General features: G+C 66.1%; 12 protein-coding genes and 2 tRNA genes. 8 read left to right on the top strand and 6 right to left on the bottom strand.

The features are described 5' to 3' along the window. Positions 1–48 precede the first annotated feature (48 nt). From ACFO0G_RS00410 to bcp, 3 genes are all read right to left on the bottom strand, one after another. Positions 49–753 carry a fasciclin domain-containing protein gene (locus ACFO0G_RS00410; protein WP_286397687.1) on the bottom strand — a complete coding sequence of 235 codons (705 nt, stop codon included), beginning with the start codon at positions 751–753 and terminating at the stop codon, positions 49–51. Positions 754–984: 231 nt separating this feature from the next. Next, positions 985–1,066 (bottom strand) — tRNA-Leu (locus ACFO0G_RS00405). Positions 1,067–1,155: 89 nt separating this feature from the next. Continuing rightward, positions 1,156–1,629, bottom strand: coding sequence for a thioredoxin-dependent thiol peroxidase (gene bcp / locus ACFO0G_RS00400; RefSeq protein ID WP_142133484.1), 474 nt, complete (start codon positions 1,627–1,629; stop codon positions 1,156–1,158). A 96-nt stretch (positions 1,630–1,725) separates the two neighbouring features. Between bcp and ACFO0G_RS00395 the strand changes: the two genes are divergently transcribed. Continuing rightward, positions 1,726–2,184, top strand: coding sequence for a MarR family winged helix-turn-helix transcriptional regulator (locus ACFO0G_RS00395; RefSeq protein ID WP_286404460.1), 459 nt, complete (start codon positions 1,726–1,728; stop codon positions 2,182–2,184). Between the two features lie 643 nt (positions 2,185–2,827). Here the strand turns inward: ACFO0G_RS00395 and ACFO0G_RS00390 are convergent. From ACFO0G_RS00390 to ACFO0G_RS00380, 3 genes are all read right to left on the bottom strand, one after another. Continuing rightward, positions 2,828–2,903: transfer RNA gene (locus ACFO0G_RS00390), tRNA-Lys, on the bottom strand. Between the two features lie 62 nt (positions 2,904–2,965). After that, on the bottom strand, positions 2,966–4,105 hold the full coding sequence (locus ACFO0G_RS00385; RefSeq protein ID WP_376976652.1) for a PQQ-dependent sugar dehydrogenase: 1,140 nt from the start codon (positions 4,103–4,105) through the stop codon (positions 2,966–2,968). 40 nt (positions 4,106–4,145) lie between these two features. After that, positions 4,146–5,336 (bottom strand): sunset domain-containing protein, encoded by a 1,191-nt coding sequence (locus ACFO0G_RS00380; RefSeq protein WP_286397684.1) that lies wholly within the window; start codon positions 5,334–5,336, stop codon positions 4,146–4,148. Between the two features lie 260 nt (positions 5,337–5,596). On the opposite strand from ACFO0G_RS00380, the gene ilvD reads away from it, so the two are divergent. The 7 genes from ilvD to ACFO0G_RS00345 all read left to right on the top strand — a co-directional run bounded on the left by ilvD (position 5,597) and on the right by ACFO0G_RS00345 (position 16,752). Beyond that, positions 5,597–7,315 (top strand): dihydroxy-acid dehydratase, encoded by a 1,719-nt coding sequence (ilvD, locus tag ACFO0G_RS00375; protein WP_286397682.1) that lies wholly within the window; start codon positions 5,597–5,599, stop codon positions 7,313–7,315. A 405-nt stretch (positions 7,316–7,720) separates the two neighbouring features. Beyond that, a complete protein-coding gene (locus ACFO0G_RS00370) occupies positions 7,721–9,628 on the top strand; it encodes an acetolactate synthase large subunit (RefSeq protein WP_376976033.1) in 1,908 nt (635 codons plus the stop codon). A gap of 2 nt (positions 9,629–9,630) precedes the next feature. Beyond that, a complete protein-coding gene (ilvN, locus tag ACFO0G_RS00365; RefSeq protein WP_141160110.1) occupies positions 9,631–10,143 on the top strand; it encodes an acetolactate synthase small subunit in 513 nt (170 codons plus the stop codon). 86 nt (positions 10,144–10,229) lie between these two features. Continuing rightward, the gene (gene ilvC, locus ACFO0G_RS00360; RefSeq protein ID WP_142133489.1) at positions 10,230–11,255 is read left to right on the top strand and encodes a ketol-acid reductoisomerase; all 1,026 of its coding nucleotides are present in this window, start codon (positions 10,230–10,232) and stop codon (positions 11,253–11,255) included. A 124-nt stretch (positions 11,256–11,379) separates the two neighbouring features. Beyond that, positions 11,380–12,969, top strand: coding sequence for a phosphoglycerate dehydrogenase (gene serA / locus ACFO0G_RS00355; protein ID WP_286397677.1), 1,590 nt, complete (start codon positions 11,380–11,382; stop codon positions 12,967–12,969). 232 nt (positions 12,970–13,201) lie between these two features. Beyond that, entirely contained in the window at positions 13,202–16,000 is a 2,799-nt protein-coding gene (locus ACFO0G_RS00350) for an ABC transporter permease (protein WP_376976032.1), read from the top strand. Beyond that, a complete protein-coding gene (locus ACFO0G_RS00345) occupies positions 15,997–16,752 on the top strand; it encodes an ABC transporter ATP-binding protein (RefSeq protein WP_286397674.1) in 756 nt (251 codons plus the stop codon). The genes ACFO0G_RS00350 and ACFO0G_RS00345 overlap by 4 nt, the downstream gene beginning before the upstream one ends. Positions 16,753–16,762: the final 10 nt, after the last annotated feature.

The raw sequence follows: 16,762 nt of genomic DNA, 5'->3' as shown, positions 1-16,762 counted from the left end.
CTGACGCCAGCGGACCCGGCCTTTTGTTGGGGGGCCTTACGGGAGGGCTTACTTGGGCATGAGGACCGAATCGATCAGGTACACGGTTGCGTTCTTGGTCTTGACACCGCCGCAAACCACGTTGGCGTTGTCCACCTTGAGGTTGTCGCCGCTGCCTGTCACGGTCACGGAACCGCCCTGGACCGTGGCGTGGGTGCCGGCGATCTTGTCAGGGGTGATCTGGCCGGGGACTACGTGGTAGGTCAGGATCTTGCTCAGGAGGGCATCGTCCGTCTTCAGGGTCTCGATGGTGGCGGGGTCGATCTTCTTGAAGGCGTCGTCCACCGGGGCGAAGACGGTGAATTCGCCACCGTTGAGGGTGTCCACCAGATTCACCTTCGGGTTCAGCTTGCCGGAGACGGCTGCGGTAAGGGTGGTCAGGATGGGGTTGTTGGAAGCTGCCACGGCCACCGGGTCAAGGGCCATGCCCTCCACCGAGCCTGCGCCGGTGGGAACCTGCTTGGCGTAGGCGGCGCAGCCCGGCCCAACCAGGTTGGCTGCGGGGTCCATCATGCCGGCCGAGGAGCTGGCGGACGGGGACGCCATGGCGGAGCTTGACGGCGATGCCATGCTCGAGCTGGGGGAGGATGACATCGGCGCCGACGACGCTGAGGATCCTGAGGTGCTGCCCGAGCCGCCGCATGCGGTGAGGCTGAGCAGAGCGGCCGCTGCAACGCCTGCGACGGTGAAAGTGGTGCGCTTGAAGGTCTGCATTTCAGTTCTCCTTGGATCGTTTGCCTGCCGCCGTCGGACGTGTGCCGTCGCCGTGCGGTCTGCCTTGCGGTAAGCACCTGCCCTTGGCTGGTGTCTCAATGGCTATTCGGCCGGTGGGCAGCGGCGGATGGGTGGATCTTTGGAGTTTTTCGAATTGAAGCAGGAACAGGCACCGGGCCGGCGGCTGCTTAAAGCACGAATCCCCCGGCCGGAGCCGGGGGATTCGCCAGGTGCGCAAGGGGGGACTTGAACCCCCACGCCCGAAGGCACAGGAACCTAAATCCTGCGTGTCTGCCAATTTCACCACTCGCGCGCGTCACCCGGCGCGTTGAAAGTACGACGGCGGATGACAGGTTCCATTGTAGCGTCGCCCGGGCGGTGGGCCGGGCAGCCGCGGCCGGGTCAGGCGTCCAGGTTCAGGTCCCGCCTCAGCTTGGCAACGTGTCCCGTGGCACGCACGTTGTACTGGGCCAGTGCCACCTTGCCGTCCGGATCCACCACGATGGTGGACCGGATCAGGCCCTCGTAGGTTTTGCCGTAGTTCTTCTTCTCGCCCCAGGCGCCGTACGCCTCGGCCACCGCGTGGTCCGCGTCGGAGAGCAGCGGGAACGTCAGGGACTCTTTGTCAGCGAACTTGGCGAGTTTTTCGACGGGGTCCGGCGAGATGCCCAGGACATCGAAGCCGGCGGCCTGGAGGGAAGCCAGGCTGTCGCGGAAATCGCAGGCCTCCTTGGTGCAGCCGGGGGTGGAGGCGGCCGGGTAGAAGTAGACGATCGTGGAGCGCCCGGGCCGGGGAGCCAGGCTGACATCCTTGCCGGTTGAATCCTGCAGGGTGAAAGCGGGTGCATTGTCGCCGGTAACGAGTCTTTCAGCCATTGTTTTTCTCCTTGTTGCGGGCGGGACACAACAGCCTAATAAGCAGGTGGAGCGAGTGCTAATCGGCACTTGGTTATACTTGCTGCTATGCCTGATATGGATCACTGGCCCACAGGGCGCCTTCTGTCCACTGCTGCGCGCCTCGTTGAACACTCATGGAACGAAAAACTTGGCGCCATCGGACTCACCCACGCCGGTGTTATCGCCATCGAAGTCCTTGCCGCGCAAGGACCCATGACCCAGGCCCAACTCGCCCAGTACGTCCGCGTCCAGGCCCAGACAATGGGCAAGACGCTCAGCCGGCTTGAGTCCCACGGCCACATCGCCCGGGTCCGCAGCACCTCGGACCGCAGGAGCCATGTGGTGTCGCTGACTGAGCAGGGCAAGGAAGCCGTTGCCCAGGCCGTGGAGATGGAGCGTTCGGTGCTGGCATCCGCGTCGATCGACCCCGAACTGCTGCGCCAGGAACTCAAAGCCGTTGTGCGCGAGCTCGCCAGCCAGTTCGCCACCACACCCAGCAATGCCGGAGCCCTCATGGACAACGTGGCCAAGTAGCCGCGGGCACCGACACCCTAAGCGCGGACCTGGTCTCAAATGACCGGGCCGCGCTTTTTTGTGCCCGGCCGCCGCCCGCCGTCGTACTTCTCCGCCCCACTACCATCGATTGCTCCGTAACTGCCGTTTTGAGCGGCGAAAACGGCACTTACCCAACAATCGATGAGGGGGGACTGCGGTGGCGGCATCTGCTCCTGAGGCTTGCGGACTTGGTCTTGAATGGCCAAAGCCGCGCTTTCTTGTGCCCCGCTGCCGTCCGCCGTCGTACCCTTCCGCCCCCACCACCATCGATTGCTCCGTTAATGCCGTTTTGAGCCGTGAAAACGGCAGTTACTCAGCAATCGATGAAGGGGGACTGCGGCGGCGGCAGCAACTCCTGAAGCTTGCCCTCTGACCTGGTCTTGAATGGCCGGGGCCGCGCTTTTTTGTGCCCGGCTGCCATCCGCCGTCGTACCCTTCCGCCCTCACCACCATCGATTGCTCCGTTAATGCCGTTTTGAGCCGTGAAAACGACAGTTACTCAGCAATCGATGAAGCGGTGCCACCCGAACGCCGGGGGCCGAGGGGGAGCAGTCGATGAAGGGGCGGGCAAACAAAACAGCCCCCGGCTTGTGTTTCCACAAACCGGAGGCTGTTTTCCCAGTGGTGCACCCCCCGGGACTTGAACCCGGAACCCATTGATTAAGAGTCAATTGCTCTGCCAATTGAGCTAGAGGTGCATTTTTTCGCTTCCATCCGCGGGCTTTTTCTTTCCCGTTGATCTCCGCAACGACATGAAACTCTACACGAACTTTTGGTGCAAGTGAAATCGGCGCCGCCAGCGGTGTCCGATTCGCTGGGAAGGCAGCAAAACCAGCGCGAAATCAGGGTTTTCGCCGTTCGTCAGCAACCACAAGCCGCCTTCTGGAGTGCGAATCACGTCCCGTATCCTCCCATACTGTCCTGTGAAATAGGCCACAGGAACTCCGGCTTCCGTTCCGGACAGCGGTACCGCCCACAACCTCTCTCCGCGAAGTGCTCCCAGGTAGGCAACGCCATCCACGATTTCCAGCCCGCTGGGGGAAGACTCGCTGGTGGAGGGCCATACGACCTTCGCGTCCTCGAAGCCGGCGCGGTGCGGTGCCCCGGTCACTTCCGGCCAGCCATAGTTGGCGCCCGGCAGGATCAGGTTCAGTTCGTCGTCCACATCGGGTCCGAACTCGGTGGCCCATAACCTGCCTGCGCTGTCCCAGGCCAGGCCCTGCACGTTGCGGTGGCCCAGGCTGTAGACGGCGTTGCCGAACGGATTGCCCGGTGCCGGACTGCCATCAGGCGTAAGCCGGAGGATTTTGCCACCCAGCGCGTTGCGGTCCTGGGGTTGGTCGCGGCGCTGGGCGTCGCCGGTGCCCACATACAAGAACCCGTCAGGACCGAAGCGGATCCTGCCGCCGTTGTGGGTGTTGGCTTTGGGTATTCCCGAAAACACCGGCTGGGGCGGGCTGAGCGTCAGGGCGCCGTCGGGAGCACTGTTCAGGGCAAGCCGGACAACCCGGTTGTCCTCCCGGCTTGTCAGGTATGCATACAGGTAGCGGTCCGAGTCAAAGTGCGGGGAGAGGGCCAGGCCCAGCAGGCCGCCCTCTCCGCCTGCTACCACGCCAGGGACCTTCCCGAGGGTAGTGGCCATCCCATCCCGCACTGCTTTCAGCAGTGCGGTGCCGCGCTCGGAGATGACGGCCGTTCCGTCCGGGAGGAAGACTGCAGCCCAGGGAGTGTCCAACTGAAACTCCAGGCGCTCCTGGACGGCGGGCGTAGGAACGGGAGCAGCAGATTGAGTGGGGACAGCGACGGCGCTTCCTGCCTGGGGGCCAGTACCGGCAGGGCTCGTGGCGGGTGCCGGCGCGGGCGGTCCTGTGCAGGCGGCGACAGCAAGGCATATGGCCAGGCAAGAAAGGCCCGCCGCAAAGCGACGGGCCTTCGTCCTGCTAGAGCCGCTTGCGCCGCGGAGCGCGGAAGCCCGCGGCCTCGGCGTGCGCAGCGGATTCAAACCACACTTCCGCCTTGGTCTGCTCATAGTCAGGGTGTCCTTCTTCGTAGTAGACCATCGCGGCCGCATCACCCTTGACCGTGTAGTCCTCGGGTCCGCTCCCGTCGGGGCCCGCAGCTGCGGAGCCGGCGCCGTAAGGCTCGTCGGCTGCGAGGTGTCCGGAGGGTTCAGTGGTGGCGGTGCCGTGCCCCGGGGCGCTGCTCGGGCCCTGGGGGAATTCCCCGCCCTGACCGGATGGCTGGTGATGGTCAGCCCCGTTCTCGACCAGCGCGGAGGACTGTGCCCGTTCCAGTGTTTCGGCGGCACCGGCGTCGCCCGGGGCAGTGCCGGCGGAGGCTGGCTGTGCAGCCCCTTCTGGTGCGCTTACTGAACCGGAAGTGTCTGCCCGGTGCTGGGGCGCCTGCCCGCCGGCCTGCTCGGCTGCCGGGGTGCCGGCGTCGTCCGCGCTTTCCACTGCGGCTGTTTCCGCGCCCGGAAGCGTCGGGGCGTGGGGCGCCGTGTATTCGTCATGGTGCACGGGGCGGGCAGTGGCGGGGGAGGGCTGGCCTGTGGGAGCCTCCGCCGCTGCACCTCGATGCGGGGCCGTCTCCGGGGAGGCGGTGCCGGCCGAAGCCGCCGGCGGCGTTGCTGTTCCGCTTGTAGTGGAGGAACCGGACCGGGATCCGGCCCCAGCTTCGGACCACTGGGTTTCCCACTCCGCCTGGTCGGCGGCCTCGTCCTGGCGCCGTCGTTCTTCCTGCTCCTGGCTGCTGTCGGAGGTGCCGTGCCCGCTGGTTTCCTGTCCGGGCATGCCCTCGCTGGCGTTGCCCTGGTCCCCGGTTCCGGTGGCACCTCCCGCTGCTTCGCGCGTGGAGGTGGCCGCGGAGTCCGCCGGTTCCTCGGCCGTGGAGGGCGCTGCCGGTTCAGCCGGCCGGCCGAATCCAGCTGCTGTGGGGATGCCGGTGGTTCCAGCGGCCTGGGCGGACGCTGCAGCGCTGCCGCCCTCGAGGGCCCCGTCGGTCCGGGTCCCGCCGGTCCCGGTGCCGGCTGACGGTCCGCCGGGCGGGTTGGCTGTTCTCTTGCGGTTCAGCAGCCACAGGATGATGGCGGCGATGATGACGACGAGGATGATCCAGAAAATAATGTCCATGGCAGGCCCTTCGGTCCAAGGTGGATGGGTGTCCTGCCCCGACGCTACGTCGGGTCACCACTGCTGTCCAGAGAAGCCGCGCGCACGGGGGAAATGCCGCGCGGTTGCCCGCCGTCGGAGAGCTCTTGGGCGGCCTGGCGCCCGGCCTGTCTCGAAATATGAGATGCGCGTCCACCAATTGGGCAGAAATGTGTCGCATTTCCGCCTTTACCTCCGCCAACCGGTCGTTCTGGCGCTGTCCGAGCCCTAGACTTTCCGCTATGAGTGACAGCCGGATCGCAACCGATACCCAGCCTGACATCAAGCCCCGCAGCCGCGTCGTAACCGACGGAATCCATGCAGCCCCAGCGCGGGGCATGTTCCGGGCCGTCGGCATGGGTGATGACGACTTCGCCAAGCCCCAGGTGGGCGTGGCGAGCTCGTGGAATGAGATCACCCCCTGCAACCTCTCCCTCAACCGGCTTGCCCAGGGCGCCAAGGAGGGCGTGCACGCGGGCGGCGGCTTCCCGATGCAGTTCGGCACCATCTCCGTGTCCGACGGCATCTCGATGGGCCACGAAGGCATGCACTTCTCCCTGGTCTCCCGCGAAGTCATCGCCGACTCCGTGGAGACCGTGATGCAGGCCGAACGGATCGACGGTTCGGTCCTGCTGGCCGGCTGTGACAAGTCCCTGCCCGGCATGCTGATGGCGGCCGCCCGGCTGGACCTTGCCAGCGTCTTCCTCTACGCGGGGTCCATCATGCCCGGCTGGGTCAAACTTGAGGACGGCTCCGAAAAGGAAGTCACCCTCATCGACGCCTTCGAAGCCGTCGGCGCCTGCGCGGCCGGCAAGATGAGCATGGAAGACCTGACCCGCATCGAAAAGGCCATCTGCCCGGGCGAAGGCGCCTGCGGCGGCATGTACACGGCCAACACCATGGCCTGCATCGGCGAGGCCCTGGGCATGTCCCTCCCCGGCTCGGCCGCACCGCCCTCGGCAGACCGCCGTCGTGACGAATTCGCACGCAAGTCCGGCGAAGCGGTGGTCAACCTGCTGCGCCTGGGCATTACCGCCCGCGACATCATGACCAGGAAGGCCTTCGAGAACGCCATCGCCGTCACCATGGCGTTCGGCGGCTCCACCAATGCCGTCCTGCACCTGCTGGCCATCGCCCGCGAAGCCGAAGTGGAACTGACCCTCGACGACTTCAACCGCATCGGCGACAAGATTCCGCACCTGGGCGACCTCAAGCCGTTCGGCCGCTACGTCATGACGGACGTCGACAGGATCGGCGGCGTGCCGGTGATCATGAAGGCACTGCTCGACGCCGGCCTGCTGCACGGCGACTGCCTCACCGTTACCGGCAAGACCGTCGCGGAAAACCTCGCCGCAATCAACCCACCGGACGTTGACGGCAAGATCCTGCGCGCCCTGGACAACCCCATCCACAAGACGGGTGGCATCACCATCCTGCACGGCTCCATGGCTCCCGAAGGCGCCGTGGTCAAGAGCGCCGGGTTCGACGCCGACGTTTTTGAAGGGACCGCCCGCGTCTTCGAGCGCGAACAGGGCGCCCTGGACGCGCTCGACAACGGCCAGATCCACGCCGGTGACGTCGTGGTGATCCGCTATGAGGGCCCCAAGGGCGGCCCGGGGATGCGTGAAATGCTCGCGATCACCGGCGCCATCAAGGGCGCCGGCCTGGGCAAGGACGTCCTGCTCCTCACTGACGGGCGGTTCTCAGGGGGCACCACCGGCCTGTGCATCGGGCACGTTGCGCCGGAGGCGGTCGACGGCGGCCCCATCGCCTTCGTGAAGGACGGAGACAGGATCCGGGTGGACATCGCCGCACGCACCTTCGACCTGCTGGTGGACGACGCGGAACTCGAGGCCCGCAAGGTGGGCTGGGAGCCGCTGCCCGCCAGGTACACCAAAGGCGTCCTGGCGAAGTACGCCAAGCTGGTCCACAGCGCCAGTCAGGGCGCCTGGACCGGCTAGCAAGCCCTACGCTTAGTGGCTTGGCTTAATAAGGAAGCTCCGAGGGGACCCAAGCGTTCGGCGTCCGCGCCGTACGCTTGGGGAAGGAGCCTCCGCCTGCCGCCTGAGTTGGGCAGGCTCCGGGCGTGATCGAGCTGCGATAGGATCAATAGGTGGACAACGGGGTCCACATGGTGAGATAGGGTTGTTGCTCGTTGACACCCATCTTGCCAAGAGGGAAAACTGAACGCATGACTTTCGTTACCGCCGGCACCGTCGTCGTCCTTACCAAGCGCGTGGCACATTAGCCCCTGGTAACGAACAGTCACGCGCAAACCCCTCACAAGCCGCCAGGCCGAGGGGTTTTTTTATTCCCACCGCTTTAACCAGTTCCAAAACCAGAGAAGATCCACAAGGAAGAGTCCGATGAGCAAAGGATCGCCCATCAGCCCCTCGCTGATGGCCACCAAGTCCGCTGGAGCCGCCAAGGCCCCGGAACGCGCCGACCGGACGGCTGACCATGCCGCCGTCGTCGCCGACCTTGCTGCCGTCTCTCCTGTCCTTGGGCCGAACAACGTCGTACCCCCGACGGTGATGACCGGCTCGCAAGCAATCGTCCGCTCGCTCGAAGAACTCGGCGTCGACGACATTTTCGGTTTGCCTGGTGGCGCGATCCTGCCCACCTACGACCCCTTGATGGCCTCCACCATGAACCACGTGCTGGTCCGTCACGAACAGGGAGCCGGCCACGCCGCGCAAGGCTACGCCATGGTCACCGGGCGGGTGGGCGTCTGCATCGCCACCTCCGGACCCGGGGCCACCAACCTCGTTACCGCCATCATGGATGCCCACATGGACTCCGTGCCCCTGGTGGCCATCACCGGCCAGGTATCCAGCGGCGTCATCGGCACCGACGCCTTCCAGGAAGCAGACATCGTGGGCATCACAATGCCCATCACCAAGCACTCGTTCCTGGTGACCGACCCCAACGACATCCCGCACGTGATGGCCGAGGCCTTCCACCTGGCCTCCACCGGCCGTCCCGGCCCCGTCCTGGTGGACGTCGCAAAGGACGCCCAGGTGGGCCAGATGACCTTCTCCTGGCCGCCGAAGATCGACCTTCCCGGCTACCGCCCGGTCACCCGCGGCCACAACAAGCAGGTGCGGGAGGCCGCGAAGCTCATCGCCGCTTCCACCAAGCCGGTCCTGTACGTGGGCGGCGGCGTGGTCAAGGCCCACGCCTCGGCCGAACTGTTCGCCCTCGCCGAAGCAACCGGGGCCCCCGTGGTGACCACCCTGATGGCCAAGGGCGCGTTCCCGGACTCGCACCCCCAGCACGTGGGCATGCCGGGCATGCACGGCAGCGTTTCGGCCGTCACTGCCCTGCAGCAGTCCGACTTGCTGATCACCCTCGGCGCCCGCTTTGACGACCGCGTCACCGGCGTGCTGAAGACCTTTGCGCCCAACGCCAAGGTCATCCACGCGGACATCGACCCCGCCGAGATTTCCAAGAACCGCACCGCGGACGTGCCTATCGTCGGGTCCGTCAAGGAGATCATCCCGGAGCTGACCGAGGCCGTCCGAAGCCAGTTTGAGGCTTCCGGCACCCCGGACCTCACCACCTGGTGGGCGTTCCTGAACAACCTCAAGGACACCTACCCGCTGGGCTGGACCGAACCGGACGACGGCCTCATCGCCCCGCAGAAGGTCATCAAGCGGATTGGCGAGCTGACCGGTCCCGAGGGCGTGTACGTGGCGGGCGTGGGCCAGCACCAGATGTGGGCTGCCCAGTTCATTAAGTACGAGCGCCCGCACGCTTGGCTCAACTCCGGGGGCGCCGGCACCATGGGCTACGCCGTCCCGGCGGCCATGGGTGCCAAGGTGGGCGAGCCGGACCGCGTGGTCTGGGCCATCGACGGCGACGGCTGCTTCCAGATGACCAACCAGGAACTGGCCACCTGCGCCATCAACAACATCCCCATCAAGGTTGCTGTCATCAACAACTCCTCGCTGGGCATGGTGCGGCAGTGGCAGACCCTCTTCTATGAGGGCCGCTACTCCAACACCGACCTCAACACCGGCTATGACACCGTCCGCATCCCGGACTTCGTCAAGCTGGGGGAGGCCTACGGCTGCGCGTCCTTCCGTGTTGAGCGCGAAGAGGACATTGATGCCACCATCCAGAAGGCCCTCGAGATCAATGACCGCCCCGTGGTTATCGACTTCGTGGTGAGCCCCAACTCCATGGTGTGGCCGATGGTGCCCGCCGGCGTGAGCAACGACCAGATCCAGGTTGCCCGCAACATGACCCCGGAATGGGAAGAGGAAGACTGAGCATGACCCGCCATACACTTTCCGTCCTGGTTGAGGACAAGCCCGGCGTCCTGACCCGCGTGGCCAGCCTCTTCGCCCGCCGCGCCTTCAACATCAACTCCCTGGCCGTTGGCCCCACCGAAGTGCCGGGTGTCTCCCGCATGACTGTGGTGGTCGACGCCGACGGCGACCTCATCGAGCAGGTCACCAAGCAGCTCAACAAGTTGGTCAACGTCATCAAGATCGTTGAGCTCACCCCCGAATCTTCCGTACAGCGCGACCACATCCTGGTCAAAGTACGTGCGGATGCCGCAACACGCCTGCAGGTAACCCAGGCCGCAGACCTGTTCCGCGCCTCAGTGGTTGACGTGTCCACCGACTCCGTCGTCATTGAGGCCACCGGCCACCCCGAAAAGCTCACAGCCCTGCTCTCAGTGCTGGAGCCCTTCGGCATCCGCGAAATTGTGCAGTCCGGCACCCTGGCCGTTGGACGGGGATCCCGCTCCATGAGTGACCGGGCGCTCCGCTCCGCCTAGGCGTCCAGCCCACGGCGGCACCCGCGCCCGTAACCGCAGCACCGCAAGACCACTATCTAGAAAACCACTCAAGAGGAGTTACGCAAGTGACTGAAATGTTCTACGACGACGACGCCGATCTCTCGATCATCCAGGGCCGGAAGGTTGCCATCGTTGGCTACGGTTCCCAGGGCCACGCCCACGCGCTGAACCTGCGCGATTCCGGCGTCGAGGTCGTCATCGCCCTGAAGGAAGGCTCCAAGTCCACCGCCAAGGCCGAGGACGCCGGCTTCCAGGTCAAGAACGTTGCGGACGCCGCCGAATGGGCCGATGTCATCATGATCCTGGCGCCGGACCAGCACCAGCGCGCCATCTACAACGACTCCATCAAGGACAAGCTGACCCCGGGCAAGGCCCTGGCCTTCGCCCACGGCTTCAACATCCGCTTCGGCTACATCCAGGCTCCGGAAGGCGTTGACGTCATCCTCGTGGCCCCGAAGGCTCCGGGCCACACCGTGCGCCGCGAATTCGAGGCCGGCCGCGGCATCCCGGACATCATCGCCGTCGAGCAGGACGCGTCCGGCAACGCCTGGGAGCTGGCCAAGTCCTACGCCAAGGCCATCGGCGGCACCCGCGCCGGCGTCATCAAGACCACCTTCACCGAAGAGACCGAAACCGACCTCTTCGGCGAGCAGGCTGTCCTCTGCGGCGGCGTGTCCCAGCTGGTCCAGTACGGCTTCGAAACCCTCACCGAGGCCGGCTACCAGCCGCAGATCGCCTACTTCGAGGTGCTGCACGAACTCAAGCTCATCGTCGACCTCATGTGGGAAGGCGGCATCGCCAAGCAGCGCTGGAGCGTCTCCGATACCGCTGAGTACGGCGACTACGTCTCCGGCCCGCGCGTCATCACCCCCGAGGTGAAGGAAAACATGAAGGCTGTCCTGGCCGACATCCAGTCCGGTGCCTTCGCCAAGCGCTTCATCGAGGACCAGGACAACGGCGCCGTGGAGTTCAAGGAACTGCGCGCCAAGGCAGAACAGCACCCCATCGAGGCTGTGGGCCGTGAACTGCGCTCCCTGTTCTCCTGGCAGCAGCAGGACGTCGACTACGTGGAAGGCTCCGCAGCCCGCTAAGGCTGCGACGCAACCACAGAGACCGCACCGGTGAGGCCGGGCTCACACTTAACAATGTGAGCCCGGCCTTTCCGTCGGCCTAGACTTGTTTCCATCCCCAGGACTGCAACGCAGAGGATCAGCCGTGTCAAAACCCGTAGTACTGCTCGCCGAAGAACTTTCCCCCGCCACCGTCGAGGCCCTCGGCCCGGACTTCGAAATCCGCCAGACCGACGGCGCCGACCGTTCCCAGCTGCTCTCGGCGATCAGTGACGTAGACGCCATCCTGGTCCGCTCCGCCACCCAGGTGGATGCCGAAGCCATCGCCGCGGCCAAGAACCTCAAGGTCATCGCCCGCGCCGGCGTAGGCCTGGACAACGTGGACATCAAGGCCGCCACCCAGGCCGGCGTGATGGTGGTCAACGCCCCCACGTCCAACATCGTGTCCGCTGCCGAGCTCACCGTGGGCCACATCCTCAGCCTGGCCCGCCACATCCCGCAGGCCAGCGCCGCCCTCAAGGACGGCGAATGGAAGCGCTCCAAGTACACGGGCATCGAACTGTTCGAGAAAAAGATCGGCATCATCGGCCTTGGCCGCATCGGCGCCCTGGTGGCAGCCCGGCTCAAGGGCTTCGACACCAAGATCCTGGCCTACGACCCCTACATCACCTCGGCCCGCGCCGCGCAGCTGGGCGTGCAGCTGGTCACCCTGGATGAGCTGCTGGCACAGTCCGACTTCATCACCATCCACATGCCCAAGACACCCGAGACGGTGGGCATGCTGGGCGCCGACGCCTTCAAGAAGATGAAGAAGACCGCTTACGTGGTGAACGTGGCGCGCGGCGGCCTGGTGGACGAGGAAGCACTCTTCACTGCCCTGCAGGACGGCGAGATCGCCGGCGCCGGCGTTGACGTCTTCGCCAAGGAGCCCAGCACCGACCTGCCGTTCTTCAAGCTCGACAACGTTGTGGTCACCCCGCACCTGGGCGCCTCCACGGATGAGGCCCAGGAAAAGGCCGGCGTCTCCGTTGCCAAGTCGGTCCGCCTGGCCCTCGCCGGCGAGCTGGTGCCGGATGCGGTCAACGTTGCCGGCGGCGTCATTGCCCCCGACGTCCGCCCGGGCATCCCGCTGATCGAGAAGCTGGGCCGCATCTTCACCGCACTGACCCACGCCTCCCTGACCCAGTTCGACGTCGAAGTGGCCGGCGAGATCTCCTCCCTCGACGTCAAGGTCCTGGAACTCGCGGCACTGAAGGGCATCTTCGCCGACGTCGTGACCGAGCAGGTGTCCTACGTCAACGCACCGGTCATCGCCGAGCAGCGCGGCATCAACGTCCGCCTGATCACCACCCCGGAGACCGAGTCCTACCGCAACGTCCTGACCCTGCGCGGCGCCCTCAGCGACGGCAGCCAGATCTCCGTGTCCGGCACCCTGACCGGACCCAAGCAGATCGAGAAGCTGGTGGGCATCAATGGCTTTGAGGTTGAGATCCCAATCAGCGAGCACCTCGTGGTGGTTGCCTACACCGACCGCCCCGGCGTCATCGGAACCATCGGCCACATCCTGGGCATGAACAACATCAACATCGCCGGCATGCAGGTGGCCCGCTCCAACGAGGGCGGCCAGGTCCTGGCGCTGCTGACCATCGACAGCTCCGTTCCCCAGCAGGTGCTGGATGCCATCAAGGCGGGCATCGGCGCCGAAATGGTCCGGGAAGTGGACCTGGAAGACTAGCGCGGCAGGACCAGCGCGACACACCGGCCGAAACGCCGTAAACCGCTCCTCCGCAAGGGCACGTCCAGGCGGAGCCACATATGATTGGCCGGTCTGCTTACAATGGCTAAGTCCTGATTCAGGACCGTAGCCGGCAGACCGGCCAATACCTTTTGCACATCCGTCCGTCATTGTCCACGTCTGCCCGGGCGGATGGACGTGTGCGCACGCAATCCAGGTTTCAGGGAGTTCCATGAACGCCGTCCAGAGGTTCATCAGAAGCAGGGTGCTGCTGTTGACCGCGGCCATCTTGATCGCAGCCATGTGCTTGTCGGTCCTCGTCCAAAGCCAGTCACAGGCTGCGCTCAACCGGACAGTCGATGAAAACTCAAGGGGGCTCTACGACATCCTGGTCCAGGCCAAGGCTCCCTCCGGGGCACTCCTGCAGCCGGAAATCGCCAATGGCGCCGGTGGCATCGGCTTCGACCAGCTGGACTCCATCAGGAAGCTGTCCGGCACCTCCGTGGCCGCCCCGATCAGCCTGGTTTCCCGCGTCACGCAGAACCTGGAAACGCCCCGCCTCGACGCCATGGACTACCTGGGCTACAACGCCGGCCTGGCCGGCACCGCCACCTCCGACCAGGCCGCCGGTGCCACCGCCCCGGACAAGTGGCCTGCAGCCGAATCCGTGCTGACCGACTCCGCCAAGAAGTACCGGCTCACGGCCAGCGCCGTCAGCTCCGACGGCAGCTCCGAGCAGACGCTGTTCAAGACCACCGCCGAAGGAACCCTTGGCAAGGCCAAGCTCGTGGAGGAGAAGGCGGCCGGCGGCAGCAGCATCCGAATTGCCGCGCCGGCAGGGGAGACCGGCATCAAGTTCCCTGCCCCGGCAGGCGGCTCCGAGCACAACCTCTTCAACCTTTCCGTGGCACTGCCGCTCGCCCCTGAGGTCACCGAGTCCGTGGTTGCCGTGGACCCCGCCGCCGAGCGTGCGCTGCTTGGCTCGGCCGGTGACTTCCTGGCTCCGCTGGAGAAGGCGCCGCCGGCCGACGCACGTGACGCCGGCGCTGTGGGCCGCTACCTGGAAGGCCTCTTCACCAGCGGCATCAGCATGGACCAGCTCAAGGAAGGCCCCGACTTCCTGGGCGTCAAGCTTAAGTACTGGGCACCCCTGATGACCCAGTACCAGCAGGCCAAGCGCACCGGCCAGCTGACCAGCGCCTCCCAGGCGGTTCCGCTGATCGTTCGTTCCGGCACGTCGCTGGACCTGAAGTACAACGTCAAGATCGAGGAAATTGACGACGCCGGCAAGGTGGTCAAGGACGTCGGTACCGTTTCGAAGTCCCTGGGCAAGGATTACCTGCCTTTTGTCTCCAAGGACCCCTTCACGCTGTCGTGGCCGGGTTCGACCGACCACTCCTCCCTGCTGGGGGCCAACGGCAACTTCAACCCGGGCCTGTACACGCCGGCCAAGTGGAGCACCAACTTCGCCGGCGCACCCAAGTACACCGATGGCGGCACCGCCTCCAACGGCGCAGTGGACAAGACGGCCGTGCCGGGAGAATGGGTCACCGTCAACCGCCTGCCGGACAAGGCGTCCAACGGCGCGCCCGTTGACCAGACCCAGCGCGACCCGGTGGACGAGCGGTCCTACCGGGACAACCTGTCCACCGGCCAGCAGCAGGCTGCCCAGCCGCTGCCCATGGTCTACGGCACGTTCGACCCCGCTGCCGTGGAGGCAGCCTCGGGCGACGTCAACAAGCTTCCGCTGGGCGGGTACGACCCCACCCCGTTCACCCTGGTCAAGGATGCTGCCGGGAAGGACGTTCCCGAGGCACAGTTGAAGCCGTCGCTGAGTGCCACAGGACTCGCCAGCCAGTCCGCCGGTGCCATTACCGACTTCTACGGCCTCGCAGCGGCGCGTGGCTACAAGCAGAACGCGGCCGTCATCGACGCCGTACGCGTCCGCGCCAAGGCGCCGGGCAGCTGGAAGGACGCCCAGCCCGAGGTGGAGAAGCTCGCCGCCGAGATCCGGGACATGGGCCTGGACGCCACCGTGGTGGCCGGTTCGGCCCGCGAGGACACCAGCATCTTCGTCCCCGGCTACTCCAAGGACGGAGCCGGCAAGGAATCGGCCCTGGGCACGGTCCAGCAGTCCTGGGTCCGGCAGAACGCGGCCGATGCCGTCACCGGAGCATTGTCCGGAACCAACATCACCCTGCTCTTCCTGACGCTGTGCGGAGCAGCCCTGCTGACGGGCGCATCGACCGTCAGCTACATCCGGAAGCGCCGCAGCGAAGCGGGCACCTTGCGGGCCATGGGCTGGACCCAGCGGCGGATCCGCAGCTGGGTGCTTGAGGAATTCGGCGTGGGAGCCGTGCTGCTCGCCGCCGCCGGGATTGTGCTTAGCCTGCTGAGCTGGAGCCTTGCCACAGCGCTGGTGTGTGCCGCCGTCTTGGTCCTGTACTGCGGCGCGGCCCTCTTTGCCGCCCAGCAGCTGCGCCACCGCGACGTGATCGACCAGGAGCCGCAGCATGACGAACGGCTCATCCAGGTCGATTCCCCGCTGACCTTCGCCAACCGGCAGCTGAGCACCAACAAGTTCAACACGCTGTCCCTGGCTGTCGCGGTCGGCGTCTTCGGTGCCGCCGTGGGCGGGCTGATCTCGCTGCTGATCGACATCCCGCGGGCAGCCGGCGCCAGCGCCCTCAGCGGCCTGGCCGCAGCCAGCGTGACGCTGCCCAGCATCCTGCTGGCGGTCGCCGGGGTTGCCGTGGGCCTGGTGCTGACCCTGGTCACCGGCCGGTTCGAGCTCAACGCCAAGCGGCAGTACCTGGGCATCCTCCAGGCCATGGGCTGGAACCCGGACATGCTCCGCCAGGTCCGGTTGTTCGAAAACGCGCTGGTGGGAACCGTGGCCCTGCCGCTGGGCGTGCTGGGCGCCCTGGGCATCGGCCTGCTGCTGGCCCCCTATGCAGCCATCTGGGCTGCCGTGGCCGGGCTGGTGGCTGTAATTTGCTGGATACCGATTGCAACGAAAGTGGTCCAATGACAAACCCGACGAACGTCCAGCGCAGCCGCAGGAGCGGCTCCAATGAGGTCCCCCTGCAGACCCGGGCCAACACCATCGTCAAGTCGGCAGACCACGCCACCCCGCTGGAGATGCGCGACATCACCATCCGCTACGGCGGCGGCAAGGGCGGTGCCGAGGCTGTAAGCGTGGTGGAGGGCTTCGACCTGACCCTGCACTCGGGCGAGATGCACTGCGTCGCCGGCCGAAGCGGCTCCGGCAAGACCAGCATCCTGACCGTCGGCGCGGGACTTACCCTGCCGACGTCGGGCCGCGTCTTCTGGGAAGGCGATTCGCTCGAAAGCATGGGCGACGATGAAATCGCCGACCGCCGTCGTGCCCTCATTGGCTACGTGGACCAGGGCGGCGCCCTTATCGACGGCATGAGCGCCCTCGAGAACGTGCTCCTGCCCGCCGTCCCCGACGGCGAAGTGGACCAGCGCCGCGACATGGCCAAGGACCTGCTGGACCTGGTGGGCCTGGGACGACGCATGCGGCACCGTCCCGCCCAGCTGTCCGGCGGTGAACGGCAGCGCGTGGCCATCGCCCGTGCACTGATCCTGGGCACCAGGGTGCTGGTGGTGGACGAGCCCACCGCCTCGCTGGACCGGGCCTCAGCCAACCGCATCATCAGCATCCTGAAGGACACCACCTCCGACGGCATCGCCGTCTTGGTGGCCTCGCACGACCACGAACTGGTCCGGTTGAGCGATACCCTGACAGAACTGATCTAGCCCACTCCAC

It is taken from the genome of Arthrobacter sedimenti (genome assembly GCF_042652025.1).
Classification (GTDB): domain Bacteria; phylum Actinomycetota; class Actinomycetes; order Actinomycetales; family Micrococcaceae; genus Arthrobacter; species Arthrobacter sedimenti.
The sequence above is the reverse complement of the archived record's forward strand: the minus strand, read 5'-3'. Positions and strand labels throughout refer to the sequence as shown.